The following is a 26,567-nucleotide window of genomic DNA, read 5'->3' as shown; positions in this document are numbered from 1 at the left end:
CGGCACTTCGTTTGCCGGGCCTACACGTCACGTAGGCCCGGCAAACGAAGTGCCGCCGGGCGCTTTTGTTACTGATCCCGCGTCGCGCGCAGCAGCGTCTCCAGCGGATAGACCGCCGCAATCACTACCTCGTCCTGAACCTTCGCCGCGTTGTCCAGCTCGCTCTGAATCGAGGCGATCTCTTTGTCATCCAGCGTGCCCTGGCGCGCCACCAGATCCGTCAGCCGCAGGCCAATCGAGGCCAGCTTATCCACCTCCTGAATCACCGGCTTCATCGCCTTCAGCTGATAGCTGTTTTCGCTTAGCGCCAGCGCGTCGCTGGTGTTGCTCTGCCAGCGGTTAAAGACGTGGCGCAGCGCGTCGGCGCTTTCCGTGTCTTCCGCATCGCTCACCAGGCGGTCCGCCCATTTGTGCATCTGGCGCACGGTGGCGCTTTCGGCGTTCAGCGCATCGGCGAAGCGGTTGAGCGGTTCGAACTGATGATAATTTCCGGCCTGGAACTTCAGGTGCTGACGGGTGTAATACTGCGCGGGCTCCACCGCCTGAGCGAGGATCAGCAGCGGCAGCGTGTCGGCATTCCCGGCGAGGCGCGTGAACTGTACCTGCTGCTGGGTATGCTGCTGCAGCCCGACCGACACCGTTGACCAGCTGTCCATCGCCTGCAGGCGGGTGTACATGTTGTCGACGTCGTTGACGTCCTTCGCGGACCATAAGCGTTCCGCCACCGCAAAGGCGCGCGGCCACAGGCGGATATCCAGCACCGGCGCGACCACGTTCTCCGCCCACAGCGCGGCCTCACCGCCGAGCAGGTTGGCCTGATTCGCCACGTCCGGCACGACGGGCGGAATGCCTTTCGGCACGTCGTCCAGACGCGTGCCGCTTATCGGGTAGCGGGTGTTCCCCACCAGGAAATAGCCGGTGAGCTTATCGTTATCGACGGAAACCACCGGGCGCGTCTCGCCCATCCAGGTGTCGACGGTGAAGGTCACCTGGTTGTCGTCACGCCATTCAATGTCCTGCACCGCACGGCGGGATTTCCCGGCAAAATCAATAAATCCGCGCCAGCCGGCATCCCCTTTCACCAGCGTGAAGCTCCCCTCAACCGGCTTGCCCTTCAGGCGCGGCATGGTGAAGGCCCAGCTCTGGGCGCTGTCGGTGTCTGCAATCATATCCACGCCGTTCAGCCCCTGCGGGACATTTTCATTGCGATAGTGATAGGCGGTGGACTGGGGCTGGTCGAGATAGAAGCCCGTCGAGAGAATCCCTTTGTAGCCGTTCTGCGCCACCTGCCCCAGCGCGTCCTGCCCCTGCCAGGACTGGATCAGAATGCTTTTCGGCAGGTCAGGATGGTAGATCTCATCCCAGCCGACCATCTGCCGGCGGTGTTTCTCGAGGATCGTCTCCAGCTTGCGGTTGAAATACGCCTGCAGCGCGTGGCTGTCCGCCAGCCGGTTATCGCGCATGAAATTCTGGATCGCGGCGTTCGCTTTCCACTGGCTGTCGTCCACCTCGTCACCGCCGATATGCAAGTACGGATCGGGGAAGATCGCCGCCAGTTCGCTGACCATCGCGTCGGCGAAGGCGTAGGTTGCGTCTTTGGTCGGATCCAGCACCGGCTTCAGCACGCCCCAGTGGCGCTCCATTGCGTACGGCCCCGGCGCGCTCATCAGCTCCGGATAGGCCACGGCAATCGCCGAGGCGTGGCCCGGCATGTCGATCTCCGGCACCACGCGAATGCCGCGCTCGGCGGCGTAACGCACCACCTCGCGCATCTGTTCAGGGGTGTAGAACAGCCCGTCGCTGGCAAGCTGCGTCAGCTTAGGGTAGCGCTTCGAGCTGAAGCGCCAGCCCTGATCGTCGGTTAAGTGCCAGTGCAGAACGTTGAGCTTTGCCGCGGCCATGCCGTCGATTTGACGTTTGATATCCGGCAGCGGGATAAAGTGGCGCGCCGAATCGAGCAGTAGCCCGCGCCACGGGAAGCGCGGCGAATCTTCAATGGTGACCCACGGCAGCGAGGTATTTCCCGCTCCGTTCTGCATCAGCTGGAGCAGCGTTTCCATGGCGCGCAGCGCGCCGAAGCGGGTGTTGGCGGAGATATCGACGCCGTTGGCGTCCACCGTGAGCCTATAGCTTTCATCGCTGTCCGGCAGCGGCTGCGGTTTTACCTTTTTGGCAATCGCGATGCGGATGGTCGGTTTGTCTGGCTTTTCAGCCTGAGGCTGCAGCGTCCAGCCGGTTTGCAGGGCAATGCGCTGGCGCAGGCGGTTGACCGCGTCGCCGAGATCGTCCCCGCTGACGCTGACAGAGATTTTATCGTTAAGCACCAGCGCGCCCTGGGTCGCCGGGCGTTCAACCTTGGCAGGCCAGGGCATTAAGGGGAGATCGCCTGCCGGGGCGGCGAAGGCAGAGGCGCCGAGCATTAGCCCGGCGGTTAAGAGACTGTACCGTAACATGAATGTTCCTTATCTGACGGGCCAAATAAAGGCAAAACATTCTGTTAACATGCGCTCAATTTGTCGTCAAGCGAATGCGCCGACGGAGATCACAGGTTGTTGAATTTGGGAGGAAAGCTATTGCCCGGTGGCGCTGCGCTTACCGGGCCTACATTCTGATCGTAGGCCCGGTAAGCGCAGCGCCACCGGGCTTGCCGTTACTGCCAACCATACCGGCGCGCATAGAATCCTTTCACCATCTGCGTCAGCACCATATAGCCCGCGAGGATCGCCACCAGCCACGGGAAGTAGCTCAGCGGCAGCGCCTGCAGCTGCAGGTAGCCTGCCAGCGGCGAGAACGGCAGCGCGATGCCGAGCGCCATCACAATGCCCGTCATTACAATCAGCGGCCACGCGGCGCGGCTCTGGATGAACGGAATGCGGCGGGTGCGGATCATGTGCACAATCAGCGTCTGCGACAGCAGCCCCACCACGAACCAGCCGGACTGGAACAGCGTCTGGTGTTCCGGGGTGTTGGCGTGGAACACAAACCACATCAGGCAGAAGGTCAGGATGTCGAAGATGGAGCTGATCGGACCAAAGAACAGCATAAAGCGCCCCAGATCCGCCGGGTTCCAGTGCTGCGGCTTCTGGATCTGCTCGTCGTCGACGTTATCAAACGGGATCGCCACCTGAGACACGTCGTACATCAGGTTCTGGATCAGCAGGTGCAGCGGCAGCATCGGCAGGAACGGCAGAAACGCGCTCGCCACCAGCACGCTGAAGACGTTACCGAAGTTGGAGCTGGCGGTCATTTTGATGTACTTAAGCATGTTGGCAAAGGTACGGCGACCTTCGATCACGCCCTCCTCCAGCACCATCAGGCTCTTTTCCAGCAGGATGATATCTGCCGCTTCACGGGCGATATCCACCGCGCCGTCCACCGAGATACCGATATCCGCCGCACGCAGCGCGGGCGCGTCGTTGATGCCGTCGCCCATAAAGCCGACAACGTGCCCTTCGCGCCGCAGCAGCGTGACAATGCGCTCTTTGTGCATTGGCGTCAGGCGGGCAAACAGCGTGGTGTGCAGTGCAAGTTTCGCCAGCTCGTCGTCGGAGAGGTGCTCGATGTCGCTCCCCACCACGACCTCCCCCGCGTCCAGCCCCACTTCATGGCACACTTTAGCCGCCACCAGCTCGCTGTCGCCGGTGAGAATTTTGACGGTAATGCCGCTCGCCTTCAGCGCCTTCAGCGCCGGCGCGGTGGTCTCTTTCGGCGGATCGAGGAATGCGATGTAACCCTCGAGGATCAGATCGGATTCGTCGATACGCTGATAGTCACCCTCGCGCGCGGGCAGGAACTTGCTCGCAACCGCCACGACGCGCAGCCCCTGACGGTTCAGGTTGTCGGTGACGCGCTTGATGCGGCGCAGCATGGTGTCGTCCAGCGGCACGATGTCGCCGTTATAGCGAACCTGCGTCGACACGTTGAGGATCTCCTGCAGCGCGCCTTTGCAAATCAGCTGATGCACGTCCGTCTGCTCGCTCACCACTACCGACATACGGCGGCGCTCGAAGTCGAACGGGATCTCATCCACCTTCTGCCAGCGGCCGGAGAGCGTGCGGGCAGACTCTTCATCCACTCCTTCCAGCACCGCGACGTCGAGCAGGTTTTTCAGCCCGGTCTGGTAATGGCTGTTCAGCCACGCGCTGTGCAGGACGCGCTCGCTGGTTTTGCCGGAGATATCGGTGTGGTTCTCCAGCACGATTTTATCCTGCGTCAGGGTGCCGGTTTTATCGGTGCAAAGGATGTCCATCGCGCCAAAGTTTTGAATGGCGTCGAGGTGTTTAACGATCACCTTCTGTTTAGAGAGCTTGACCGCCCCGCGCGCCAGCGTGGAGGTGACGATCATCGGCAGCATTTCCGGCGTCAGGCCAACGGCCACGGAGAGCGCGAACAGCGCCGCTTCCCACCAGTCGCCTTTGGTGTAGCCGTTGATCAGCAGCACTATCGGCGTCATCACCATCATAAAGCGGATCAGCAGCATGCTGACGCGGCCAATCCCTTTCTGGAAGGCGTTCGGCTCGCTCTCCTGCTCGCTGACGCGCCCGGCAAGCTGACCAAACCAGGTGTTGCCCCCGGTGGCGGTAACAATCGCCTGCGCGGTGCCGCTGACGACCGTGGTGCCCATAAAGCACAGGGTGTCGCACTCGAGCGGGTTCATCTGCTGCGGGTCGCGGCTGCGCGCCACCTTTTCAACGGGCAGGGATTCCCCGGTCAGGGAGGCCTGCGCGACGAACAGATCGCGCGCCTGGATGATGCGTAAATCCGCCGGGATCATGTCCCCCGCCGCCAGCTTCACCAGATCGCCCGGCACCAGCTGGTCGATAGGCAGCTCCACCCAGGCGTTTTCGCCGAGATCGTTAATCACGCGAGAGACGGTCGCGGTGTTGCTGACCATCGCCTTCAGGGCGTCGGCCGCTTTGGTGGAGCGGGCCTCCTGAATAAAGTTCAGCAGCGTGGAAATGCCCACCATCAGGGCAATCACCCCTGCGGCAAACAGATCTTCCGTCGCGTAAGAGATGAGGCCGAGCACGGTCAGCAGCAGGTTGAACGGGTTGCGATAGCAGAGCCACAGGTGCACCCACCACGGAGAGGGCTTCTGCGCCGGGATCTGGTTATCGCCGTGCACGGCGCGGATTTTTTCCACTTCGGCCGCGTTTAGCCCTTCCGGGTGCCCGCCGAACGCGCGCCAGACTTCGTTTTCATCCATTGCCGCCACGTTCAGGCAGCGTTCGGTCAGGGACGCGGGGATCGCCGCCTCCGCCATGTTTTTGGCGTTTGGCAGCGGGTCGCGCTGAACAAGACGGTGTGGCAGGTGGCGGCTCAGCAGGGCCTGCAGCTGCCGGGTGATATTTTTAAACATAGTCATTCCTCCGCATCCGCGAATGCGGACGCAGCATTTCCTTCAGGCGTGGCAAGGCCGTACCTGAGAGGCACTCAATTTTTCAAGCAGGAACGTTTGTGGCGTTGCTGCCTCACATCACCGGTGAGTCAGCAACAGGCTGGCTTACCGGATAGAACGCATTCTCCCGTTCAGGAGAGGTGTGGGATCGGGATCCATGAAGCCTCCGGTAAGTAAAAAGTAGGGTGTCGCCGCGCAGTATAAGGATTTAAGCGTACCCTTTGTGACGATTCGGGCGGTATTATACCCCCCTGCAAATAAACCGAACGTAAACCAGACTTTGCCCATAGCGAAATCATGCTATGGCATTAGGCTCAATTCACTACATCGTCGTTGTTACAGGGAATACAGCATGCAGAACCGCCTAACAATTAAAGACATCGCACGTTTAAGCGGCGTGGGGAAATCGACCGTCTCACGCGTGCTGAACAACGAAAGCGGCGTCAGCGAACGCACCCGCGAGCGCGTTGAGGCGGTCATGAATCAGCACGGCTTTTCCCCTTCCCGCTCCGCGCGCGCCATGCGCGGGCAAAGTGACAAAGTCGTCGCCATTATTGTCTCGCGTCTGGATTCTCTGTCTGAAAACCTCGCCGTGCAGACCATGCTGCCCGCCTTCTACGAGCAGGGGTATGATCCAATCATGATGGAGAGTCAGTTTTCTCCGCAGCTGGTTGAAGAGCATCTGGGTATGCTCCAGCGCCGCAACATTGATGGCGTGGTGCTGTTCGGTTTTACCGGCATTAAAGACGAGATGCTGAAACCCTGGCAGCCTTCGCTGGTGCTGCTGGCGCGCGATGCCCACGGCTTTGCCTCCGTCTGCTATGACGACGAGGGCGCGATTATCACCCTGATGCAGCGCCTGTTTGACGAAGGCCATCGCCACATCAGCTTCCTCGGCGTTCCGCACGCGGACGTCACCACCGGCAAGCGTCGCCATGAGGCCTACCTGACCTTTTGCAAAAAGCACAACCTCTCCGCCGTGGCCTCTCTGCCGGGGCTGGGAATGAAGCAGGGCTACGAGCAGGTCGCCAGCGTCCTGACGCCGCAGACCACCGCGCTGGTGTGCGCCACGGATACCCTTGCGCTGGGTGCCAGCAAATATCTGCAGGAGCAGCGCATTGATAACCTGCAGGTGGCGAGCGTCGGCAGCACGCCGCTGATGAAGTTCCTGCACCCGGAGATCATCACCGTCGATCCGGGCTACGCCGAGTCCGGCAGACAGGCCGCTACGCAGCTTATCGAGCAGATCAACGGGCGCGCTGAGCCGCGTCAGATCGTTATTCCCGCTCACCTTTCGTAACCCCCTTAAAACAGATTATTGTGATCTTCGCCTGATTTCGGGAACGTTCCCATTTTCGCCGTCACGCTGAAGGAGTAGGCTTGCGCTCAGGTCATTACACCCCCTCACCATCTGTCATGAGGTTTCATGATGAGTAAAGTTAAACAAGCAGATATTGATCAGTTGATTGTCCTGGTCGGCGGCCGCGAGAACATCGCCACCGTCAGCCATTGCATCACCCGCCTGCGCTTCGTGCTGAACGATCCGGCCAAAGCCAACCCGAAGGCCATTGAAGAACTTTCCATGGTCAAAGGCTGCTTTACCAACGCCGGTCAGTTCCAGGTCGTTATTGGTACCGAAGTGGGCGATTACTATCAGGCTCTGCTGGCGACAACCGGGCACTCCTCCGCCGATAAAGAGCAGGCGAAGAAGGCCGCGCGCCAGAATATGAAGTGGCACGAGCAGCTGATTTCGCACTTCGCGGAGATCTTCTTCCCGCTGCTGCCGGCGCTGATCAGCGGGGGCTTAATCTTAGGCTTCCGTAACGTCATCGGCGATGTGCCGATGAGCGACGGCAAAACGCTGGCGCAGATGTACCCGGCGCTGCAAAGCATCTACGACTTCCTGTGGCTGATTGGCGAAGCGATCTTCTTCTATCTGCCGGTCGGGATTTGCTGGTCCGCGGTGCGCAAAATGGGCGGTACGCCGATTCTCGGTATCGTACTGGGCGTCACGCTGGTCTCTCCGCAGTTAATGAACGCTTACTTACTTGGTCAGCAGGTGCCTGAGGTGTGGAACTTCGGCCTGTTTACCATCGCCAAAGTGGGCTATCAGGCGCAGGTTATTCCGGCACTTCTGGCCGGTCTGGCGCTGGGCTTTATTGAAACGCGCCTGAAGCGCATCGTGCCGGATTACCTCTATCTGGTGGTGGTGCCGGTCTGCTCGCTGATTATTGCCGTGTTCCTGGCACACGCCTTTATCGGTCCGTTTGGCCGCATGATCGGCGACGGCGTGGCCTTCGCGGTGCGTCACCTGATGACAGGCAGCTTCGCGCCAATCGGTGCCGCGCTGTTCGGCTTCCTGTATGCCCCGCTGGTGATCACCGGCGTACACCAGACCACGCTGGCCATTGATATGCAGATGATCCAGAGCCTCGGCGGCACGCCGGTCTGGCCGATTATCGCCCTGTCTAACATTGCACAGGCCTCTGCGGTGACCGGCATCATCATCGTCAGCCGTAAGCACAACGAGCGTGAGATCTCCGTTCCGGCGGCCATCTCCGCCTACCTCGGCGTCACCGAACCGGCGATGTACGGTATCAACCTGAAATACCGCTTCCCGATGCTCTGCGCGATGATCGGTTCCGGTCTGGCGGGCCTGGTGTGCGGTCTGAACGGCGTGATGGCGAACGGGATTGGCGTCGGCGGCCTGCCGGGCATTCTCTCCATCCAGCCCGCTTACTGGCAGGTGTTTGCCCTGGCGATGGCCATCGCGATTATCGTCCCAATGGCGCTCACCACCGTGGTTTACCAGCGCAAGTTCCGTCAGGGCTCGCTGCAGATTGTTTAATTCTCTCTTTCGGGGCGCAGTTGCGCCCCTTCGCATTTGCAGGAACGCATTATGAATACTCTCCCTCACTGGTGGCAGAACGGCGTCATCTATCAGATTTACCCAAAGAGTTTCCAGGACACCACCGGCAGCGGCACCGGCGATCTGCGCGGCGTGACGCAGCGTCTGGACTATCTGAAAACTCTCGGCATTGACGCCATCTGGCTGACGCCGTTTTATATCTCCCCGCAGGTGGATAACGGCTACGACGTGGCAAATTACACCGCCATCGACCCGGCCTACGGCACGCTGGATGATTTCGACGAGCTGGTTGCCCGGGCGCACGAGCGCGGCATCCGCATCGTGCTGGATATGGTGTTTAACCACACCTCTACGCAGCACGCCTGGTTCCGCGAGTCGCTGAACAAAGCGAGCCCGTACCGCCAGTTCTACATCTGGCGCGACGGCACGCCGGAGCAGCTTCCCAACAACTGGCGCTCCAAGTTTGGCGGCAACGCCTGGCGCTGGCACGCCGAGAGCGAGCAGTATTACCTGCACCTGTTTGCGCCGGAGCAGGCGGACCTCAACTGGGAAAACCCTGAAGTGCGCGCCGAGCTGAAAAAGGTGTGCGAGTTCTGGGCCGATCGCGGCGTGGACGGCCTGCGTCTGGACGTGATTAACCTGATTTCAAAAGACCAGGATTTCCCGGACGACAACATCGGAGACGGCCGCCGCTTCTACACGGACGGGCCGCGCGTTCACGAATATCTACAGGAGATGAGCCGCGACGTCTTCACCCCGCGCAACCTGATGACGGTGGGCGAGATGTCCTCGACCTCGCTGGAGAACTGCCAGCAGTACGCGTCGCTCGACGGAAGCGAGCTGTCGATGACCTTTAACTTCCATCACCTGAAGGTGGACTACCCCGGCGGCGAAAAGTGGACGAAGGCGAAGCCGGACTTCGTGGCGCTGAAAACCCTCTTCCGCCACTGGCAGCAGGGGATGCACAACAAAGCGTGGAACGCGCTGTTCTGGTGTAACCACGATCAGCCGCGCATCGTGTCGCGCTTTGGTGACGAAGGCGAATACCGCGTTCATGCCGCGAAGATGCTCGGCATGGTGCTGCACGGCATGCAGGGCACGCCGTATATCTATCAGGGCGAAGAGCTGGGGATGACTAACCCGCACTTCAGCCGCATCACCGACTATCGCGACGTGGAGAGCCTGAACATGTTCGCCGAACTGCGCGCCAGCGGCCGCGAGCCGGATGAACTGCTGGCGATTCTGGCGAGTAAGTCACGCGATAACGGGCGAACCCCAATGCAGTGGGACGCATCGCACAATGCGGGCTTTACCGAGGGCGAGCCGTGGATTGGCGTCTGCGACAACTACGAAACGGTGAACGCCCGCGCGGCGCTGGACGACCCGGATTCGGTGTTCTACACCTACCAGTCGCTGATTAGCCTGCGCAAAACCCTGCCGGTGCTGACGTGGGGGGATTATGAGGATCTCCTGCCGGAACATCCTTCCCTGTGGTGCTACCGTCGTCAGTGGCAGGGGCAGACGCTGATAGTGGTGGCAAACCTGAGCCATACGCCTCAGGAATGGCAGACAGACGCTCTCAGCGATAAGCCGCAGGTGCTGATGAGTAACTACCCGGCACCGCAAACGACGTCGCTCCGTCCGTTTGAAGCCGTCTGGTGGTTGCAGCAGTAACGTTCCCTGCCGGGTGCTGCCCAGCACCCGGCTTATTTTACTGTTTTTGTTGAATAATTAATCAGATTTTTCTCGTACGCCTTTACAATCGCTGAAGCGCCCGCCGTTTGTACTCTCGTCTTTTTACTTTGTTCTGCATCAAATAAATCGCAAACATGTTTGATGCAAATCACTATATGTAGCACTTAAAATGCACGCCGACCCAACATCTTGTATTTATCGTCTACTATTCCAACAACAAGACGGCGCTTACGCTGGCCGGAATTGTGGATAACACGAGCTGGGAACGCGGGAAGTCTTTGGCCCGGCGGGGAATACGCCCGGTGAATACTTCTCCACCTCTGTGGATAACCTGTTTTCAAAAAATGGAGTGATCATGACACCGCATGTGATGAAACGTGATGGCTGTAAAGTGCCGTTTAAATCAGAGCGCATCCAGGAAGCCATTCTGCGTGCAGCTAAAGCAGCGGGAGTCGATGACGCAGATTACTGCGCCACCGTCGCAGAAGTCGTTAGCAGTCAGATGAACGAACGCAGCCAGGTCGATATCAATGAGATCCAGACCGCGGTTGAGAACCAGCTGATGGCGGGGCCTTACAAGCAGCTGGCGCGCGCCTACATTGAGTACCGTCACGATCGTGACGTGCAGCGTGAGAAGCGCGGTCGTCTGAACCAGGAGATCCGTGGCCTGGTGGAGCAGACTAACTCTGCCCTGCTCAATGAAAACGCCAACAAAGACAGTAAAGTGATCCCGACCCAGCGCGACCTGCTGGCCGGTATCGTCGCCAAACACTATGCCCGCCAGCACCTGCTGCCGCGCGACGTGGTATCGGCGCACGAGCGCGGTGAAATTCACTACCACGATCTCGATTATTCGCCGTTCTTCCCGATGTTCAACTGCATGCTGATCGACCTGAAAGGCATGCTGACCCACGGTTTTAAAATGGGTAACGCCGAGATTGAACGGCCTAAGTCGATCTCCACGGCCACCGCCGTCACCGCGCAGATTATCGCTCAGGTTGCCAGCCACATTTATGGCGGCACCACGATTAACCGCATTGATGAAGTGCTGGCCCCGTTCGTGACGGCCAGCTTCAACAAGCATCGTAAAACGGCCGAAGAGTGGCAGATCCCGGACGCTGACGGCTACGCGCACTCCCGCACCGAAAAAGAGTGCTACGACGCCTTCCAGTCGCTGGAATATGAAGTGAACACGCTGCACACCGCCAACGGTCAGACGCCGTTTGTGACCTTTGGTTTTGGCCTGGGCACCAGCTGGGAATCACGACTGATCCAGCAGTCCATCCTGCGCAACCGTATTTCCGGCCTCGGCAAGAACCGCAAAACGGCGGTGTTTCCGAAACTGGTGTTCGCCATCCGCGACGGTCTGAACCACAAGTTTGGCGATCCGAACTACGACATCAAACAGCTGGCGCTGGAGTGCGCGAGCAAACGTATGTACCCGGACATCCTGAACTACGATCAGGTCGTCAAAGTGACCGGTTCGTTTAAAACGCCTATGGGCTGCCGCAGCTTCCTCGGCGTGTACGAAGATGAAAACGGCGAGCAGATCCACGACGGGCGTAACAACCTGGGCGTCATCAGCCTGAACCTGCCGCGCATCGCGCTGGAGGCGAAAGGCAATGAAGCTGAATTCTGGACGCTGCTGGACGAGCGTCTGCAGCTGGCGCGCAAAGCGCTGATGACCCGCATTGCGCGCCTTGAAGGGGTCAAGGCCCGCGTCGCGCCGATCCTCTATATGGAAGGGGCCTGCGGCGTGCGCCTGAAGGCGGACGATGACGTGTCGGAGATCTTCAAAAACGGTCGCGCGTCCATTTCGCTGGGCTATATCGGTATTCACGAGACCATCAACGCATTGGCGGGCGATACGCATATGTACGACAGCGAGGCCCTGCGCGAAAAAGGCATCGCCATCGTTCAGCGCCTGCGCGACGCGGTTGACCAGTGGAAAGAGGAAACCGGCTACGGGTTTAGCCTCTACAGCACGCCGAGCGAGAACCTGTGCGACCGCTTCTGCCGTCTGGACACCGCCGAGTTCGGGATTGTGGAAGGCGTGACCGACAAAGGGTATTACACCAACAGCTTCCACCTCGACGTGGAGAAAAAGGTGAACCCGTACGACAAGATCGACTTCGAAGCGGCCTATCCGCCGATCGCCAGCGGCGGCTTTATCTGCTACGGCGAGTATCCGAACATTCAGCACAACCTGAAGGCGCTGGAAGACGTCTGGGATTACAGCTATCAGCACGTGCCGTATTACGGGACCAACACGCCAATCGACGAGTGCTACGAGTGCGGCTTTACCGGTGAGTTCGAGTGTACGAGTAAAGGCTTTACCTGCCCGAAATGCGGCAACCACGACGCCGCCCGCGTCTCCGTGACCCGTCGCGTATGCGGCTATCTCGGTAGCCCGGACGCGCGTCCGTTTAACGCCGGCAAGCAGGAAGAGGTGAAGCGCCGCGTGAAGCATTTGGGGAATGGGCAGATCGGGTAACCCTCTGCCACATTTATGCCCGGTGGCGCTACGCTTACCGGGCCTACAATCCGCATTCACACTGTAGGCCGGGTAAGCGCAGCGCCACCCGGCTTGGTTATCCGCTATGAACTTTCATCAATACTACCCCGTCGACATCGTCAACGGTCCCGGCACCCGCTGCACCCTGTTCGTCTCAGGCTGCGTTCATGAGTGCCCCGGCTGCTACAACAAAAGCACCTGGCGTCTGAACTCCGGCATGCCGTTTACCGCTGAGATGGAAGACAAGATCGTCAACGACCTGAACGACACGCGCATTCAGCGCCAGGGGATCTCACTTTCCGGTGGCGATCCGCTGCACCCGCAAAACGTGCCGGATATCCTGAAGCTGGTGAAGCGCATTCGGGCAGAGTGTGCGGGAAAAGATATCTGGGTCTGGACGGGCTACAGGCTGGAAGAGCTGAACGCGCAGCAAATGGAAGTGGTGGATCTGATTAACGTCCTGGTCGACGGCAAGTTCGTGCAGGATTTAAAAGACCCTGCGCTGATTTGGCGCGGCAGCAGCAATCAGGTTGTGCATCATCTGCGTTGATCGTTAGAGCCGTTTGTTTGCATCATGATAAACGGCTGCTTTCTCTCTCTTACCGATAGCGATAACAAATACCGTTACAACATTGTCCTGAACCTGATAGACCAAACGATAACCCTGGGATCTGAGTTTTATTTTGTAGCAATCCGGTAGACCATGCAGGCGGGCCGTTTCGACCCTGGGATTCACCAACACGTCCGCAAGTTTCTTCTTAAACTGGTCTTTTACAGTCTCCCCCAGCTTGCTCCACTCCTTTAACGCCCTCGGATCAAATGCCAGTTCATAAGTCATCCAGACTAACCTTGATTCCCTTTTGCGGATTAGCCAGCCGATCCCGGACAGCCTGTATCAATTCATCTTCACTGTCGCTAATGGTGACCGTTTTGACGGGCATGCGTCCCGTCTCCGCGACGTACTGAAACAGTAATCGCACGGCTTCCGTTGGGGTGATATTAAGTTTTTCCAGCACGGCATAAGCCTCGTTTTTGAGTTTGTCATCCAGTCGGACGTTCAGCGTGGCCATTATGCCTCCAGTAAAATCGAATGTGTAATGCAGTTTAGCATTACATTCGCATTACATCGAATTCTGGATAACACCTCTCAAAACCGGCTCAAACTCTCCATTGCCACCGCCTTAAACTCGGCAAAATCTCCGCAGCCACACAGCCGCGACATCGCCCGTTCACGCAGGAAGGTGACGAAGATATCGTAAATCGCCATCGCCTCTTCGTATTCGCTTTTGCTGATGGCGAGCAGGAAGATGACGTGCGCGGTTTCGTCGCCCCACTGGACGCCGTGCGGGGCGAGCACGGTATAGACCACCGTTTTCTGCGCCAGCAGGCCGAGGGAGTGCGGGAGCGCAATACCGTCGCCGAGCATGGTGCTGACGATGGCTTCACGCTCGACGACCGAATCCAGGAACTCCGCGCCGACAAACCCCTCGCCTTCAAGCTGCGCGCACAGTTCCCGGAACAGCGTTTGCTGATCAACGGGCTTGTCGATGATGCGGAAATGGGCCGCGTCGAAGTATTTATCCAGCATCCACGGGCGGGTGCGGTCCACCAGCACCAGCTTGCCGATCTGCTCTAACTGATAGTCGGTCGGGAACGGGGCGATCGTCACCACCGGTTTCGACTTTTCGCTGACGCGGGCGGTGGCGATCACAAAGTCTTCGCCAATCGTTTCCGCCAGCTCGTACTCGCGCAGGGTGAGCGTGCGCGTGACCTCGATCTGCGGGTATTTACGCTGCAGTACCGCCTCAATCATGCGGACCATGGCATTACCGGCGTCGCACACCAGCAGCACGCGCGGCTGGCGCTGGTAGCCGATGTTGTAGTGGCGCTCCAGCCCGACGCCGATATGCAGCACCAGGAAGCCAATCTCGTTTTCGCTGATCACATACGGCGTGTATTTTCCCCAGCTCGACACCGCCGCGAGGGTCATATCCCACGCCATCGGGTAGTGCTGCTTGATGTTATCCAGCAGCGGATTGGGGATCATGATTTGATACCGCACGCGGGTGATCATGGTTTTGATGTGCGTGAGCAGGTCCGCGTGCAGCTGCGCGTCGCTGAGCAGGTTGTAGTTATAGTGGGTGTTGATGTAGCGCAGGATGTAGTTGACCAGCGCTTCGTCGTCATCGGCGTTAATGGCGCTCGGGGCAATCTCCTGGATCTGCCGCGCGGCAATGTGCACGCAGAGCCAGCTCTCCTCAGAAGGTGAAAGCGCTTTGCCCGCCAGCTGCTGGATAGTGACGGCGATATCCTTCGCCGCCTCGCGCACGTTCTCTTCCACGTCTTCGGCGTGGAATTCCGGCAGCGGATAGCCCTCGCTGATGCGCCGCACCGACACCGCACAGTACAGGCGCAGGAACAGCTCCCCTTCATCGGTCAGACGGATGTGATGACGCGTCAGCGCCTCGTGCAGCACGGGCACCATCTGCTCCGCCACGCCCGCATTCAGCGCCACGTCGGTCACCAGCGGGTTCAGGCTGTCCTGCTGCGCCAGTTCCCAGAGCAGATCGGTCAGGCACGCGCGGGTCGACATCTCGCTGCCAAACAGCTTCATGCCGTGGCGCGGACGCGTTTCCAGCGTCAGGTTATAGCGGTGGAACCACTCGCGGACTTCCGCCATGTCGCTTTGCAGCGTGGCGCGGCTGACGAACCACTCGTCCGCCAGATCCTCGAGCTTAAGAGAAAATGCCGAGGTAAGAAAACGCACCACCAGATAATGCACGCGCTCCGGCCCGGTCCGGGGAATACGCAGCGCGCGCGGGTGGGAGGCCTGCAGCTGCTGGTAGCGCTGGGCATCATCAATTTTGAGCTGATAGCCGTTGCCCCGGCTCAATATAAACTGCGCGCCGTGGCTGGCCAGCAGCGCGTTCAGGGCGGTGATATCGGCACGGACGGTTCGCGTGGAGACCGACAGCCGCTGCGCCAGCTCGTCCTGCGGCAGCGTCTCGTTTTGCAACAGATCGAACAGTTGCGCTAAACGTTGGTTCGGAAATCGCACGGGTTTGTCCTCTTACGGCTTAAGGTGAAATGACCATCTGGGATGGGCTGCCGACCGGGGTGTAGTCCGGTTCGAAGCTGAGCTTGCCGTCCTGACCGACGCGGAAACGGGTAATGTTGTCGCTGCGCTGGTTCATGACGTACAGCCAGCGACCCTGTTTATCGAGCGTCAGGGTGCGCGGATAGTCGCCGCGCGTCCAGATATCGTCCTGATGGGTCAGCGTTCCTTCCGCTGTTACGGTAAAGTGCCCGATGCTGTTATGCAAACGGTTAGCCACATACAGCTGTTTGCCGTCGGCGCTTAATGCCAGCCCGGCAGCAAAGCTGGTGCCTTTGTAACCTTCCGGCAGGGCGGAAAGCGTTTTGCCCTCTTTTAAGGTGCCGTTGGCGCTCACGGTATAATGGGTGAGCGTAGACGCCTCTTCGTTAATCAGCCACAGGGCATCGCCCTTTGGCGTAAAGACAAAGTGGCGCGGCCCGGCGCCTTTTGAGGAGGCGCTGATAAACGGCGGATCGTTCGGCGTCAGCTTCCCTGTTCGATCGTCAAACCGGTACTGGTAGAGGCGATCCAGCCCAAGATCGGTGGAAAAGACGTATTTCCCGCTCGGATCGGCGGCGATCATGTGCGCGTGGGGGCCGTTATGATCGCTGATGGCAAAGCTGCCCTCCGCTGCCGCTTCCGGCTTCGCCGCGCCCGGTTCACCTTGATCCTGATGTGTGTCCGTGGCGTCCCCCAGGCTGCCGTCTGCGTTAACGGGCAGCACTGCGATCGATCCGCTGACGTAGTTTGCCACCAGAAGATGGCGACCGTTCGGCGTCAGGGAAAGATAAACCGGCCCCGCGCCGCCGGAGGCCACCTGATTCAGCTCGCTCAGCGCGCCGTTATCCCCCACCCGCAGCGCCTGCACCACGCCCTGCTCGACTTCGCTTGCCAGATAGAGCGTTTTGCCGTCGTGCGAGACGGCCAGCTGCGCGGCGTTCGGCAGCTTGCTCACCAGCGTTTTATTCCCCAGCGCGCCGCTTTGCGGGTCAACGGTAAAGCGGTACAGCCCTTCGCCGTTGGGGTTGTAGGTGCCCACCCAGGCGTACTGCGTCTGGGCGATGGCGGCGGTGGCGAACATTGAGAGTGAAGCAACAAGCAGGGTACGGGTGTGCATGGTGGCTCCTTCAGGTGTGTGCGGTGTGTTTCCCCTCACCCCGGCCCTCTCCCAAAGGGAGAGGGGGTAGAGGTTCCCTCTCCCTTTGGGAGAGGGTTAGGGTGAGGGGCAGGTTTTACTTCACCAGCTTCTTCGTCATCGCAAGCAGCGTACGCACGTCTTCCGGGCGCGTGTCGCCGCTGGCTTTGTCGATAATCGAGCTATAGATATGCGGGATGATTTTGCTCACGCCCGCATCGAGGGCGATCTGCAGGATCTCCTCATAGTTTTCCAGATCGATACCTCCGGTCGGCTCCAGCCAGAAGTCGTGACGGGCGCAGGCTTCCGCCACCGCTTTGTACTCGTCACGGCACTTCAGGCCGCCCATCGGGAAGTATTTGATGGAGCTGCCGCCGAAATCTTTCAGCAGGGCAATCGCGGTTTCTACCGGTACGATGCCGTCCGGGGCGGTGCTGCTCAGCGGTCCGGTAGAGATCTTGACCATCCCGACGGTGCCGGTCGGAGAGACCAGGCCGTTCACCACGGAGTCGTTCTGCCCCAGCAGCGCGCGGCTGGTGGCCACGCCGGTAAAGACCTGGTTGACGTGCTGCGGCTGCACCTGACGGGAAATTTCGCTCACCATCGCCGACTGGTTCGGATCCCCCGCGCCCAGGCCTACGGAGAGCGCGTTATCAATCAGCGCGGCGTATTCACGCATATCGGCGACGGCGCTCGCCACGTCCGGGTAATTTTTGGAGAGCACGCCCACCAGCACGTGACCTTCCGCCGCCTCGTAAATGGCGCTGGCGTTGGCTTTCGATCCTGCCAGCACGTTCAGGCAGACGCGGTCACGGTAAAAGTTGGGGGTCAGTTTCATGCTTTTTTCTCCTGTCCTAATACTTCGCTAATGCGGCGGTACACAATGTTCAGCTGGTCTGCGTTCACGCTGCGCACGTCCGCCTCGATAATCCCTTCGTTGGCCTTGTAGCCACGGAAGTAAATGGCGTATTCGCCCTGTTTCAGCTTCGCCACCAGATCGCCCGTGCCGACGCCGGTTGCGGCTTCGTCGAACTTAATCTCGGTGCGGGCGATATCGCGACCGGCGCTGTCCCAGACCACGCGCGCGGTCACGCCGTTCAGGGTGTTAAGCGCCTCGATAAACGGCGTCATCTTCGCCACCATCTCGGCTCCGCTCTCTTTGGTCGCCGTCAGGTAGTGTTCGATGGCGCAGGTCAGGCCAAGAATGCCCTCTTTACCCACCTTCATCGCGCGGCCAATGCCCGCCGTCTGGCGCTTCACCCACTCGACGTACTGGGTTTTGCCGATCACCAGCCCGCTGGTTGGCCCTTCAATGGCTTTTGCGCCGCTGTAGATCACCAGATCCGCACCGGAACGGTAATAGGTATGCAGATCTTCTTCCGCCGCCGCATCGACGATCAGCGGGAGATCGTGCTTGCGCGCCACCACCGCCGCCTGCTCGACGCTGAGCATGCTTTTCTGCACGCAGTGGTGCGATTTGATGTAAAGGATCGCCGCGGTGCGAGGGGTGATCGCCGCCGCCAGCTGATCGGCAGAGCATTCGTTGGCGTAGCCCGCCTCCACCAGCTTGCCGCCGCCCAGCGCCACCATGGTGCCCACCGGCGCGCCAAAGTTCACGTTGTGGCCTTTCGGCAGGACGATTTCGTTGTTCTCAATCGGGGTGACGTGCAGGTTTTCCAGCAGCCAGTCGCTGTCTTTTACCAGCACCGCCGCCACGGACTGGGCAATGCCCGCCGACGCGCAGGAAACTACCGTCGCGCCTTCCACGTCCAGCAGCTTCGCGATGTATTCCCCAGTTTTGTTGACCAGATCCTTCATCTCGAAATAGTGATTCATGCCGTCCATTGCCGCCTGAACCACTTCCGGGCGCGGCGTGGAGACCCCCAGCGCCGTCATGCGGCCAGAGGTGTTGATCACCTGCTTTAAGTTGTACTTCTCATAAATCGAAGGCATGTTCCGTGCTCCCTTGTTCGGTCATGTAGCCCTTGCCCGCGCGGATCGCGGCAAGCGGCACCAGAATGTGTTCAGCCTGCAGGCTGTCGTTTTCGGCATCCGTCAGCACCGTCGGCTGGCGCTTAAGCGTAAATAGCGTCAGGTCGGCGTCGAGACCCGGCTGAATGCGGCCCTTACGCGCCAGGCGCAGGCCGTCGGCGGCGTTCGCGGTCACGCAGTCAATCACCTGCGGCAGCGACATGCCGATGGCGAGGAATTTCGACATCACGCTTGCCAGCGAGCCGACCGGGCCGTTGATGCGGTTGCGGCAGTAGATATCCGAGCTGATGGTGTGCGGCAGAATGCCCATCGCGATGGCGCGTTTCGCCACCTCAAAGCTGAAGCTCGCCGTACCGTGGCCGACGTCCAGGCGCACGCCGCGCTTCAGGGCGGAGGTGATGGAGGCGCGCAGCTCGCCGGAGGGCGTCAGAATGCGGTTGGGTTTGCCGTTGTAGCAGTGGGTGATGATGTCGCCGGAACTCAGCAGTTCGGCAATTTCGTCGAGGTTCGGCGGGTTGTTGCCAATGTGCACCATCAGCGGCAGGTCGCCGTTCTCTTTCTGAATGGCTTTCGCGCGCTCCAGCGGCGTAATGCCGTTTTCACCGACCACGCTGCTGCTCATGCGCGCCTTCAGGCCGACGATAAAATCAGGGTGGCGCTTCACCGCCTGCTTCACCGCGTCGGCGTCAATATTCGCCATGTTGGCCAGCTCGTTCTGGGCGATCAGCCCCACGCGAGAGATGTTCAGCAGGGCAAACACCTCGGTAGAGGCCCTGCGGGTGATGTCGTAGAAATCGTCCACGTCGTCGGCGCCGGTGCTGCCCGCGTCCACCACGGAGGTCACGCCGGTGGCAATGCCCACGCTGTCCGGCTCGTCGTGGTAAATCGGGGAGTTCGGGTAGCAGTGAACGTGGGAGTCAATCCAGCCTGCGCTGACGAACACGTCGCCGTTCAGCTCAACCGTTTTATGCGCGGGGGCGTCAATGTCGCCCAGCGCCGCGATCTTCCCGTCCTGAATGGCGATATCGGTCAGGGTATCGTCGGCAAGGCGCGCACGGCGCAGGAGTAAATCAAACATGAGGATCTCCTGATAAGGCGGGCGCCTGAGCGCCCGCGGGTATTAAAGGGCGACCGGGAACAGCCAGCCCAACAGCATTGCACCGAGAATGGCGCCGCCGGTGATCGGCTTTTGCCAGATGTAGAACACCAGCGCACCCAGCAGGGAACCGACGCCGATAGGAATGGAGGCGGTCATGGCGCTGAGGATAATCAACGGCCCGAGGAAGCGGCCGGAGGCGTTACCTGCGCCCATCATCACGTCTGCACCGTAGGTAGAGTTGCTCTGGTTGATGGTGAACTTACGCGCAAGAATAATGACGTAGCCAATCGCCAGACCAATCACCAGGCCGGTAATCAGCGCGGCAATAAAGTTGGTCACCGGGAACATGATGCCCGCGCCCAGCAGCAGCGCCGGAACGCCGAGGCCCACGCCGGTCTGGATGGCGCCGCCGATATCGAGAATACCGACCAGCGACCCTTCGATAATACGGGCGAACAGGAAGCTCGCGCCGAACGCCGCTACCGCGCCGTATACGCCGGTGTCCATCCCCGCTTTCAGCATCGCCACGAAGGCCACTTCGTTAAACGCGCCGATGCCGTAGAGGTAGTACATGTGCGTCCCGGCGAAGACGCCGGAGGAGAGCAGGCCAACGAAGATCGGGAACGACCAGTCGGCATACCAAAAACCTTTATTCTGTTCCATTTAGAGGCTCCTGTTATTTACCGCTGAGCGAGTTGTGGATCATGTCGAGCCAGTTCGGCACGGTCAGATGGAAGGATTCGATCATCTTCATGTCGAAGCCGCGGAAGAAGCCGCTCAGCACGAAGAGCAGGACGATCGCCGCCATCATCACTTTGGTGACGTGGTTCCAGCCGCTCTCTTCCACGCCTTTACCGATCAGGATCCCCAGCACCAGGCCCGGTACGGCGTTGCCCATGATTAGCTGCGCCGCGCCGCCAAAGATGGTGGCCCAGAAGCCCGATTTTTTACCCGCGTCGATGGCCGCCAGCCAGAAGATCACCGGCATGACGGTGTTCACCAGCAGGTTAGCCGCCGGTACCAGCACCTTGACGGCGGTGACCTGGAGCGCTGCCGGAACGGAGGAGGCGGTCAGGTTCAGGAAGGTCACGACGATCATGCCGATCGCGCCGCAGGCAATTGCCATTTTGCGCGGGTCGTGCAGCGTTTCGCCGACGTTACGGTTTTTGATCATCAGTGCAGCAGCACCCCAGTTCGGGATGATGCGGTGGTCAACGTCCTGTGTGAAGGCACCTGCGGCCACGGAAGAGGCCCAGGCGTTAAAGAAGAAACCTAACCCAAAGGAGAAGTGGGACGCAGGATCCCCTTCACAGGAGTTCAGCTCCCCCAACGTACGAAACGCGCCCATACCCTGTGTGGTAGGCGCATGAAACATGCGTGCAGCCCCGGCTCCGACACCGACGCCAACCAGGCCGCCAATGATGAGCGATTTTATTAATATAATTAAGAACATCAGTCTGCCCTTTTATGAATAATCAGCGTTGCGTGACGAAATCCACCTGGTCGAGATTGATAGCGGTCACGTTGACGGTCACATCCAGCTCCACGCTGTAGGTGCGTCTTTCCCGGCGCAGAAAGAAGAACAGAAACGCTTCTTTACGCACCGCTTCTTGCGCCTGAACGACCTGCACATCCTGTGGCTCAATACGCAGTAAGATATGCGGTGAGGCTTTCATCACCGCGGCCTGAACGTGGTTGAGCGCGTCGGCAAAGGCGCGCGCTTTGGCGTCGCCTTTCCCCTTCACTCTCACCGTGGTTGTGAACTGTTCTTTCATGCTTATGCGCCGTATTTCTTCTGCCACGCCTGTACCAGACGCTCGCCCAGCTCTTCTTTATCCATAAAGCCAAAGCCCAGCACGTTGCAGCCTTCGTTGATGGCGGTCACGCCCTCTTCCACGGAACGCATCCCGTATTTGGCCTTGTAGCCATATTTAGTTTGGGCAGTGATGGCACCCGCGCCGCCGCTGCCGCAGAAGGAGATGCCGAAGGTGGCGTTCTCCGCCTTCATCATGTCGCCCAGCTTCATATCCGCCGCCATGCCCGGCACAACCACCGCGCGCCCACCTGCTTTTTCCACACCGGCAGCCACTTTCTGACCTTTACCCAGGCGATCGCCAATCACGACTGTAATCTGTTCCATGTGTTGCTCCTTAAAGGTTGTCTTTCGCGACTTCAAAGTGAACGGAGAGCAGCCAGGCTTCTTCATCAGGAAGATTGCCAAACTGCGCGACCACTTCACGGGCGAGCCGCATTGAATCCGGTGAAATTTCGTCAAACAGCTCTGCTTCAACCTCCGGCAGCGGCTCGCCGGTCACGGACCGGTGCGCCATTGCGCGCACGTGGGAAGTGAGCATCTGCTCCTGTACCGCATTGGGGATGATGTTGTTCCGGGCCAGCAGGGCATAAACCTGCTGCAGCATGGTGTTCGCGAGCTGTTCTGTTTGCTCCGCCTGTTCCCCAACGTCGTTCATTACCGCTCCGTTAATCACTGGTCTTACCCCGTTAATGGCTCTGGAATAAAACTAACGTTGGGGGGGAATTGTTTGTAGCGAGTTGTTTTCCACTTCGAAGTGGAAAGGCGAGCCGCGGCAGTGATCTGTGCCACATAAATGCGGTGAATCTGGATTAATCACGGTATTTGCGTGATGAATATCACGTATTCCAGCGGCAAAACGCGCGCCGGGGAAACGAAAACGTTCAGGCGTGGTGACGCAAAAATGTGATGGCGATAGGGTTTACTTATTACCGCGTAAAAAAAACGGGGGCCACTGGCCCCCGCTGATTGTTTGTCAGATGCGCGATCGGTTAACGGTATTTCTGGTGATACGTGTTGCGGGTCGTCGCAAACTGCTCGGCCGCCGCCTGGGCTTCCTTCACTTTGCCTTCGTTAGCCAGCTTCAGCGCGCCGTCGATCTGGCCGACCAGCACGTCAAAGCCGTGACGATAGTCTTTCATCTCTGCGCTGTCTGCCGCTTTGCTTTCCAGCTTCGGAGGCGTCGCTTTTTGCGCGTCCAGCGCCGCTTCACGCATTTTGGTCAGCGCGTCTTTCATTTCAGCCGCATTGTCCGTCTTCTGCACCACCTTCAGGTTTTGACCGAGGATGCCCATGTCGTCTTCAAGATCGGCAGCAAACGCAGAAGATCCAAGAACCAGCGTTGAAGCCGCGACGATCGCTAACAGGTGTTTACGCATTGCTCACTTCCTTTTTTATTATTAAAACGCCTTTAAGGGTGTTACTGGCCGGCGATTTTCATTTCCGGCAGAAGTACAGAACCACACTGTATATTGCTACGTGTTTCAATATCGTTACCGACCGTAACGATATTGCGCCACATGTCCTTCAGGTTGCCGGCAATCGTAATCTCGCTCACCGGATACTGGATTTCGCCGTTTTCTACCCAGAAGCCCGCCGCACCGCGAGAATAATCCCCGGTAATGCCGCTTACGCCCTGCCCCATCAGTTCCGTTACGACCAGGCCGGTGCCCATCTCTTTCAGCATCTGCTCAAAGTTCAGGCCCTGTCCGGCAATACGCCAGTTGTGGATGCCGCCCGCGTGTCCGGTGCTTTTCAGCCCCAGCTTGCGCGCGGAGTAGTTGGTCAGCAGCCACTGGGTCAGAATACCGTCTTTGATGATATCGCGACGTTCGGTGCGTACGCCTTCGCTGTCGAACGGCGTGGAGGCCAGCCCTTTCAGCAGGTGCGGATGCTCTTCGATGGTCAGCCATTCAGGCAGGATCTGCTTGCCCAGCGAGTCGAGCAGGAAGGTCGATTTACGGTACACCGAGCCGCCTGCAATCGCGCCGACCAGATGGCCAAACAGGCCGGTCGCCACTTCGTTGGCAAAAATGACCGGAGCCTTCATGGTGGAGAGTTTGCGCGGCGACAGGCGAGACAGCGTGCGCTCGGCACACTCTTTCCCCACCCACTCAGGAGACTGCAAGTCCTCCAGCGCGCGGCCAATGGTGTAGGCGTAGTCGCGCTCCATGTCACCGTTTTCTTCGGCGATGACGCAGCTGGAGAGCGAATGGCGGGTGGAGCAGTAGCCCTGCAGCATCCCGTGGCTGTTGCCGAAGACTTTGATGCCGTAGTGGCTGTTGAAGCTGCCGCCTTCGGTATTGGTGATGCGCTTATCAGCCTGCAGGGAAGCCTGCTCGGCGCGCGCGGCCAGTTCGATCGCTTCGTCCGGGGTCACTTCCGCCGGGTGGAAAAGATCGAGATCCGGCGCGTCAAACGCCAGCAGGTCTTTATCCGCCACGCCCGCGTAAGGATCCGGGGAGGTATAGCGGGCGATATCCAGCGCCGCCTGCACCGTACGGGCAATGGCATCCGGGCTAAGATCGGTGGATGACGCGCTGCCTTTGCGATTCTGGTGATACACCGTAATCCCAAGCGCACCATCGCTGTTGAATTCGACGTTCTCCACTTCACCATAGCGGGTGCTCACGCTGATGCCGGTGGTTTTGCTGACCGCCACTTCGGCGCCATCTGATTTTTCTGAAGCAAGCATCAGCGCGGTGGAGACGGCTTCTTCAAGAATCTTACGCTGCGCTTCAACTTGTGAGGTTACTTTCATCGCAAATGCCATACTGTAAGAGAGAGTTATCTGAAGTCTAACAGAGAACCGTTTTTCAGTGCGCGTCTTAACTGGTAACATTAGCCTCTTTTTTAAGGAGCCTGACATGACTAAGCAGCCCGAAGACTGGCTCGACGACGTTCCCGGTGATGACATCGAAGACGAAGATGATGAGATCATCTGGGTCAGTAAAAGTGAAATTAAACGTGACGCCGAAGAGTTAAAACAGCTTGGCGCAGAAATGGTAGAACTGGGTAAAAACGCGCTGGACAAGATCCCGCTCGACCAGGATCTGCGTGATGCCATTGAACTGGCACAGAAAATCAAAAAAGAAGGCCGTCGTCGCCAGCTTCAGCTTATCGGGAAAATGCTGCGTCAGCGCGACGTTGAACCGATCCGCCAGGCGCTGGACAAGCTGAAAAACCGCCACAACCAGCAGGTTGCGTTTTTCCACAAGCTTGAGCAGATCCGCGATCGTCTGATTGAACAAGGTGATGATGCGGTACCGGAAGTGCTGAACCTGTGGCCGGATGCCGACCGCCAGCAGCTGCGTTCCTTGATCCGCAACGCGAAGAAAGAGAAAGAAGGGAATAAGCCGCCGAAGTCTGCGCGCCTGATTTTCCAGTATCTGCGCGAGCTGTCTGAGAACGAAGAGTAATCCGTGCGGTTTTGCGCCGGATGGCGGCGTAAACGCCTTATCCGGCCTACAAGGTCGTGCAAAATGTAGGCCCGGTAAGCGTCAGCGCCACCGGGCTTTTTTTTACTCTGCGGCTGCCGCTTCCGCTTTCTTCGCCAGACCGTCCAGCAGCTTCTGATGGATCCCACCAAAACCGCCGTTGCTCATCACCAGAATGTGGTCACCGGGCTGAGCGGCTTTCACCACCATATCCGCGAGCGCATCCACATCCGCGCTCCAGTGCGCAGGCTGAATGCAGGCATCGGCCACTTCGGCCACCTGCCACGGAATATGCTGCGGCTGCAGCAGGAAGACCTCGTCGGCGCGTCCTAACGACGGCGCGAGATCGTCTTTGCAGATGCCCATCTTCATGGTGTTCGATCGCGGTTCCAGCACCGCCAGAATGCGGGCAGTACCGCCGACCTTGCCACGCAGGGCGGCAAGCGTGGCCAGAATAGCCGTTGGGTGGTGCGCGAAATCGTCATACACGGTAACGCCGTGGGCTTCACCGCGCAGTTCCAGACGGCGGCGGGCATTGATAAACGAGCCCAGCGCATTGGCCGCATCCGCAGGCAGAACGCCCACGTGACGCGCCGCAGCAATGGCCATCAGGCCGTTGTGCATGTTGTGCTCGCCCACCAGGCCCCACTTCACCTCACCCACCTTTTCACCGTCGAGCAGCACTTCCCACTCGGAGGCATCGGCGTTGAGTTTCTTCGCCTGCCAGTGGCCCTGCTCGCCCACCAGCTCCTGCTCGCTCCAGCAGCCCATCGCCAGAGTCTGCTTCAGGTTGATATCGTTCTCCGGCAGGATGATGCGCCCCTGGCCCGGCACGATGCGCACCAGGTGGTGGAACTGTTTCTGAATCGCTTTCAGGTCGTCAAAAATATCCGCGTGGTCGAACTCAAGGTTGTTGAGGATCAGCGTGCGCGGGCAGTAATGCACGAACTTGGAGCGCTTGTCGAAGAACGCGCAGTCGTATTCGTCGGCTTCGATCACAAAGAACGGGCTGTCACCCAGACGCGCAGAAACGTCGAAATTACCCGGTACGCCGCCAATCACGAAGCCCGGCTTGTAGCCGCAGGCTTCGAGGATCCAGGTTGCCATGCCCGCGGTCGTGGTTTTGCCATGGGTACCGGCAACGGCAACCACCCAGCGGTCACGCAGGACGAAGTCATGCAGCCACTGCGGGCCGGACATGAACGGAATATTGCGTTCCAGTACCGCCTCGACGCACGGATTGCCGCGGGTCATGGCGTTGCCGATGATCACCAGGTCCGGCTCGGGATCCAGCTGGCTGGCATCGTAGCCCTGAATTAACGAGATGCCCTGTTTCTCCAGAAGCGTGCTCATTGGCGGATACACATTGGCGTCCGAACCTGTCACTTCGTGGCCCAGCGAGCGCGCCAGCATTGCCAGTCCGCCCATGAAAGTGCCACAAATCCCCAATATATGAATGCGCATACGTCACTATCCTTCTTCAATGTGGCGCACATTTTACTCACATGTCAGCGGGT

23 protein-coding genes are annotated in these 26,567 nt (G+C 59.4%); 6 read left to right on the top strand and 17 right to left on the bottom strand.

Annotated elements, in window-relative coordinates; all coding sequences use genetic code 11:
- Nucleotides 1-68 precede the first annotated feature (68 nt).
- Together AB8846_RS10185 and mgtA are read right to left on the bottom strand one after the other, a co-directional pair.
- On the bottom strand, nucleotides 69-2,453 hold the full coding sequence (locus tag AB8846_RS10185; RefSeq protein WP_370732626.1) for a beta-N-acetylhexosaminidase: 2,385 nt from the start codon (nucleotides 2,451-2,453) through the stop codon (nucleotides 69-71).
- 197 nt (nucleotides 2,454-2,650) lie between these two features.
- Nucleotides 2,651-5,359, bottom strand: coding sequence for a magnesium-translocating P-type ATPase (mgtA, locus tag AB8846_RS10180; RefSeq protein WP_370732625.1), 2,709 nt, complete (start codon nucleotides 5,357-5,359; stop codon nucleotides 2,651-2,653).
- Between the two features lie 391 nt (nucleotides 5,360-5,750).
- Here mgtA and treR point away from each other — a divergent pair, with 391 nt between their 5' ends.
- The 5 genes from treR to nrdG all read left to right on the top strand — a co-directional run bounded on the left by treR (nucleotide 5,751) and on the right by nrdG (nucleotide 13,027).
- Entirely contained in the window at nucleotides 5,751-6,698 is a 948-nt protein-coding gene (gene treR, locus AB8846_RS10175) for a trehalose operon repressor TreR (protein WP_063144046.1), read from the top strand.
- Between the two features lie 129 nt (nucleotides 6,699-6,827).
- The gene (treB, locus tag AB8846_RS10170) at nucleotides 6,828-8,246 is read left to right on the top strand and encodes a PTS trehalose transporter subunit IIBC (RefSeq protein WP_063144121.1); all 1,419 of its coding nucleotides are present in this window, start codon (nucleotides 6,828-6,830) and stop codon (nucleotides 8,244-8,246) included.
- A 51-nt stretch (nucleotides 8,247-8,297) separates the two neighbouring features.
- Nucleotides 8,298-9,941, top strand: a complete 1,644-nt coding sequence (treC, locus tag AB8846_RS10165; RefSeq protein WP_370732624.1) for an alpha,alpha-phosphotrehalase — start codon at nucleotides 8,298-8,300, stop codon at nucleotides 9,939-9,941.
- A gap of 376 nt (nucleotides 9,942-10,317) precedes the next feature.
- Nucleotides 10,318-12,456, top strand: coding sequence for an anaerobic ribonucleoside-triphosphate reductase (gene nrdD / locus AB8846_RS10160; RefSeq protein ID WP_331413584.1), 2,139 nt, complete (start codon nucleotides 10,318-10,320; stop codon nucleotides 12,454-12,456).
- A 106-nt stretch (nucleotides 12,457-12,562) separates the two neighbouring features.
- Nucleotides 12,563-13,027, top strand: a complete 465-nt coding sequence (nrdG, locus tag AB8846_RS10155) for an anaerobic ribonucleoside-triphosphate reductase-activating protein (RefSeq protein WP_063144049.1) — start codon at nucleotides 12,563-12,565, stop codon at nucleotides 13,025-13,027.
- A gap of 3 nt (nucleotides 13,028-13,030) precedes the next feature.
- Here the strand turns inward: nrdG and AB8846_RS10150 are convergent, their stop codons facing one another.
- The 14 genes from AB8846_RS10150 to pmbA form a co-directional block, all read right to left on the bottom strand.
- A complete protein-coding gene (locus tag AB8846_RS10150; RefSeq protein ID WP_370732623.1) occupies nucleotides 13,031-13,315 on the bottom strand; it encodes a type II toxin-antitoxin system RelE/ParE family toxin in 285 nt (94 codons plus the stop codon).
- A complete protein-coding gene (locus AB8846_RS10145; RefSeq protein ID WP_063144050.1) occupies nucleotides 13,305-13,547 on the bottom strand; it encodes a type II toxin-antitoxin system RelB/DinJ family antitoxin in 243 nt (80 codons plus the stop codon). The genes AB8846_RS10150 and AB8846_RS10145 overlap by 11 nt, the downstream gene beginning before the upstream one ends.
- 77 nt (nucleotides 13,548-13,624) lie before the next feature.
- Nucleotides 13,625-15,535, bottom strand: coding sequence for a transcription antiterminator (locus AB8846_RS10140; RefSeq protein WP_370732622.1), 1,911 nt, complete (start codon nucleotides 15,533-15,535; stop codon nucleotides 13,625-13,627).
- A gap of 19 nt (nucleotides 15,536-15,554) precedes the next feature.
- Nucleotides 15,555-16,691, bottom strand: coding sequence for a lactonase family protein (locus AB8846_RS10135; RefSeq protein WP_370732621.1), 1,137 nt, complete (start codon nucleotides 16,689-16,691; stop codon nucleotides 15,555-15,557).
- Nucleotides 16,692-16,806: 115 nt separating this feature from the next.
- Nucleotides 16,807-17,547, bottom strand: a complete 741-nt coding sequence (locus AB8846_RS10130; RefSeq protein WP_063144053.1) for a KDGP aldolase family protein — start codon at nucleotides 17,545-17,547, stop codon at nucleotides 16,807-16,809.
- Nucleotides 17,544-18,662 (bottom strand): DgaE family pyridoxal phosphate-dependent ammonia lyase, encoded by a 1,119-nt coding sequence (locus AB8846_RS10125; RefSeq protein ID WP_370732620.1) that lies wholly within the window; start codon nucleotides 18,660-18,662, stop codon nucleotides 17,544-17,546. The genes AB8846_RS10130 and AB8846_RS10125 overlap by 4 nt, the downstream gene beginning before the upstream one ends.
- Nucleotides 18,646-19,779 (bottom strand): amidohydrolase/deacetylase family metallohydrolase, encoded by a 1,134-nt coding sequence (locus AB8846_RS10120; protein ID WP_063144055.1) that lies wholly within the window; start codon nucleotides 19,777-19,779, stop codon nucleotides 18,646-18,648. Before AB8846_RS10120 ends, AB8846_RS10125 begins: the two co-directional genes overlap by 17 nt.
- A gap of 42 nt (nucleotides 19,780-19,821) precedes the next feature.
- Nucleotides 19,822-20,463: a DUF4310 family protein gene (locus tag AB8846_RS10115; RefSeq protein ID WP_010427370.1), complete on the bottom strand. Its 642-nt coding sequence runs from the start codon at nucleotides 20,461-20,463 to the stop codon at nucleotides 19,822-19,824.
- A gap of 13 nt (nucleotides 20,464-20,476) precedes the next feature.
- Nucleotides 20,477-21,253, bottom strand: a complete 777-nt coding sequence (locus AB8846_RS10110) for a DUF4311 domain-containing protein (protein ID WP_063144056.1) — start codon at nucleotides 21,251-21,253, stop codon at nucleotides 20,477-20,479.
- Between the two features lie 22 nt (nucleotides 21,254-21,275).
- Nucleotides 21,276-21,575: a DUF4312 family protein gene (locus AB8846_RS10105; RefSeq protein ID WP_006810338.1), complete on the bottom strand. Its 300-nt coding sequence runs from the start codon at nucleotides 21,573-21,575 to the stop codon at nucleotides 21,276-21,278.
- A gap of 2 nt (nucleotides 21,576-21,577) precedes the next feature.
- Nucleotides 21,578-21,940 (bottom strand): SFCGS family glycine-rich protein, encoded by a 363-nt coding sequence (locus AB8846_RS10100; RefSeq protein ID WP_010427372.1) that lies wholly within the window; start codon nucleotides 21,938-21,940, stop codon nucleotides 21,578-21,580.
- Between the two features lie 10 nt (nucleotides 21,941-21,950).
- Nucleotides 21,951-22,289, bottom strand: coding sequence for a glycine dehydrogenase (locus AB8846_RS10095; protein WP_025911967.1), 339 nt, complete (start codon nucleotides 22,287-22,289; stop codon nucleotides 21,951-21,953).
- 316 nt (nucleotides 22,290-22,605) lie between these two features.
- Nucleotides 22,606-22,992 carry a cytochrome b562 gene (cybC, locus tag AB8846_RS10090; RefSeq protein ID WP_032651443.1) on the bottom strand — a complete coding sequence of 129 codons (387 nt, stop codon included), beginning with the start codon at nucleotides 22,990-22,992 and terminating at the stop codon, nucleotides 22,606-22,608.
- 41 nt (nucleotides 22,993-23,033) lie between these two features.
- The gene (gene pmbA / locus AB8846_RS10085; protein WP_370732619.1) at nucleotides 23,034-24,386 is read right to left on the bottom strand and encodes a metalloprotease PmbA; all 1,353 of its coding nucleotides are present in this window, start codon (nucleotides 24,384-24,386) and stop codon (nucleotides 23,034-23,036) included.
- A 94-nt stretch (nucleotides 24,387-24,480) separates the two neighbouring features.
- Between pmbA and yjgA the strand changes: the two genes are divergently transcribed.
- The gene (gene yjgA / locus AB8846_RS10080) at nucleotides 24,481-25,032 is read left to right on the top strand and encodes a ribosome biogenesis factor YjgA (RefSeq protein ID WP_063144058.1); all 552 of its coding nucleotides are present in this window, start codon (nucleotides 24,481-24,483) and stop codon (nucleotides 25,030-25,032) included.
- Between the two features lie 102 nt (nucleotides 25,033-25,134).
- Here yjgA and mpl read toward each other — a convergent pair whose 3' ends face one another.
- Entirely contained in the window at nucleotides 25,135-26,514 is a 1,380-nt protein-coding gene (mpl, locus tag AB8846_RS10075) for a UDP-N-acetylmuramate:L-alanyl-gamma-D-glutamyl-meso-diaminopimelate ligase (RefSeq protein ID WP_063144059.1), read from the bottom strand.
- Nucleotides 26,515-26,567: the final 53 nt, after the last annotated feature.

It is taken from the genome of Enterobacter sp. KB-221C9 (assembly GCF_041320715.1).
Classification (GTDB): Bacteria; Pseudomonadota; Gammaproteobacteria; order Enterobacterales; family Enterobacteriaceae; genus Enterobacter; species Enterobacter asburiae_D.
Note: the sequence above shows the minus strand (reverse complement) of the source record. Positions and strands in the feature narration are given on the sequence as shown.

Coding starts and splice junctions, on each gene's coding strand:
- AB8846_RS10185 (WP_370732626.1), bottom strand. CDS start 2,453: ATGTTACGGTACAGTCTCTTAACCGCCGGGCTAATGCTCGGCGCCTCT.
- mgtA (WP_370732625.1), bottom strand. CDS start 5,359: ATGTTTAAAAATATCACCCGGCAGCTGCAGGCCCTGCTGAGCCGCCAC.
- treR (WP_063144046.1), top strand. CDS start 5,751: ATGCAGAACCGCCTAACAATTAAAGACATCGCACGTTTAAGCGGCGTG.
- treB (WP_063144121.1), top strand. CDS start 6,828: ATGAGTAAAGTTAAACAAGCAGATATTGATCAGTTGATTGTCCTGGTC.
- treC (WP_370732624.1), top strand. CDS start 8,298: ATGAATACTCTCCCTCACTGGTGGCAGAACGGCGTCATCTATCAGATT.
- nrdD (WP_331413584.1), top strand. CDS start 10,318: ATGACACCGCATGTGATGAAACGTGATGGCTGTAAAGTGCCGTTTAAA.
- nrdG (WP_063144049.1), top strand. CDS start 12,563: ATGAACTTTCATCAATACTACCCCGTCGACATCGTCAACGGTCCCGGC.
- AB8846_RS10150 (WP_370732623.1), bottom strand. CDS start 13,315: ATGACTTATGAACTGGCATTTGATCCGAGGGCGTTAAAGGAGTGGAGC.
- AB8846_RS10145 (WP_063144050.1), bottom strand. CDS start 13,547: ATGGCCACGCTGAACGTCCGACTGGATGACAAACTCAAAAACGAGGCT.
- AB8846_RS10135 (WP_370732621.1), bottom strand. CDS start 16,691: ATGCACACCCGTACCCTGCTTGTTGCTTCACTCTCAATGTTCGCCACC.
- AB8846_RS10130 (WP_063144053.1), bottom strand. CDS start 17,547: ATGAAACTGACCCCCAACTTTTACCGTGACCGCGTCTGCCTGAACGTG.
- AB8846_RS10125 (WP_370732620.1), bottom strand. CDS start 18,662: ATGCCTTCGATTTATGAGAAGTACAACTTAAAGCAGGTGATCAACACC.
- AB8846_RS10120 (WP_063144055.1), bottom strand. CDS start 19,779: ATGTTTGATTTACTCCTGCGCCGTGCGCGCCTTGCCGACGATACCCTG.
- AB8846_RS10115 (WP_010427370.1), bottom strand. CDS start 20,463: ATGGAACAGAATAAAGGTTTTTGGTATGCCGACTGGTCGTTCCCGATC.
- AB8846_RS10110 (WP_063144056.1), bottom strand. CDS start 21,253: ATGTTCTTAATTATATTAATAAAATCGCTCATCATTGGCGGCCTGGTT.
- AB8846_RS10105 (WP_006810338.1), bottom strand. CDS start 21,575: ATGAAAGAACAGTTCACAACCACGGTGAGAGTGAAGGGGAAAGGCGAC.
- AB8846_RS10100 (WP_010427372.1), bottom strand. CDS start 21,940: ATGGAACAGATTACAGTCGTGATTGGCGATCGCCTGGGTAAAGGTCAG.
- cybC (WP_032651443.1), bottom strand. CDS start 22,992: ATGCGTAAACACCTGTTAGCGATCGTCGCGGCTTCAACGCTGGTTCTT.
- pmbA (WP_370732619.1), bottom strand. CDS start 24,386: ATGGCATTTGCGATGAAAGTAACCTCACAAGTTGAAGCGCAGCGTAAG.
- yjgA (WP_063144058.1), top strand. CDS start 24,481: ATGACTAAGCAGCCCGAAGACTGGCTCGACGACGTTCCCGGTGATGAC.
- mpl (WP_063144059.1), bottom strand. CDS start 26,514: ATGCGCATTCATATATTGGGGATTTGTGGCACTTTCATGGGCGGACTG.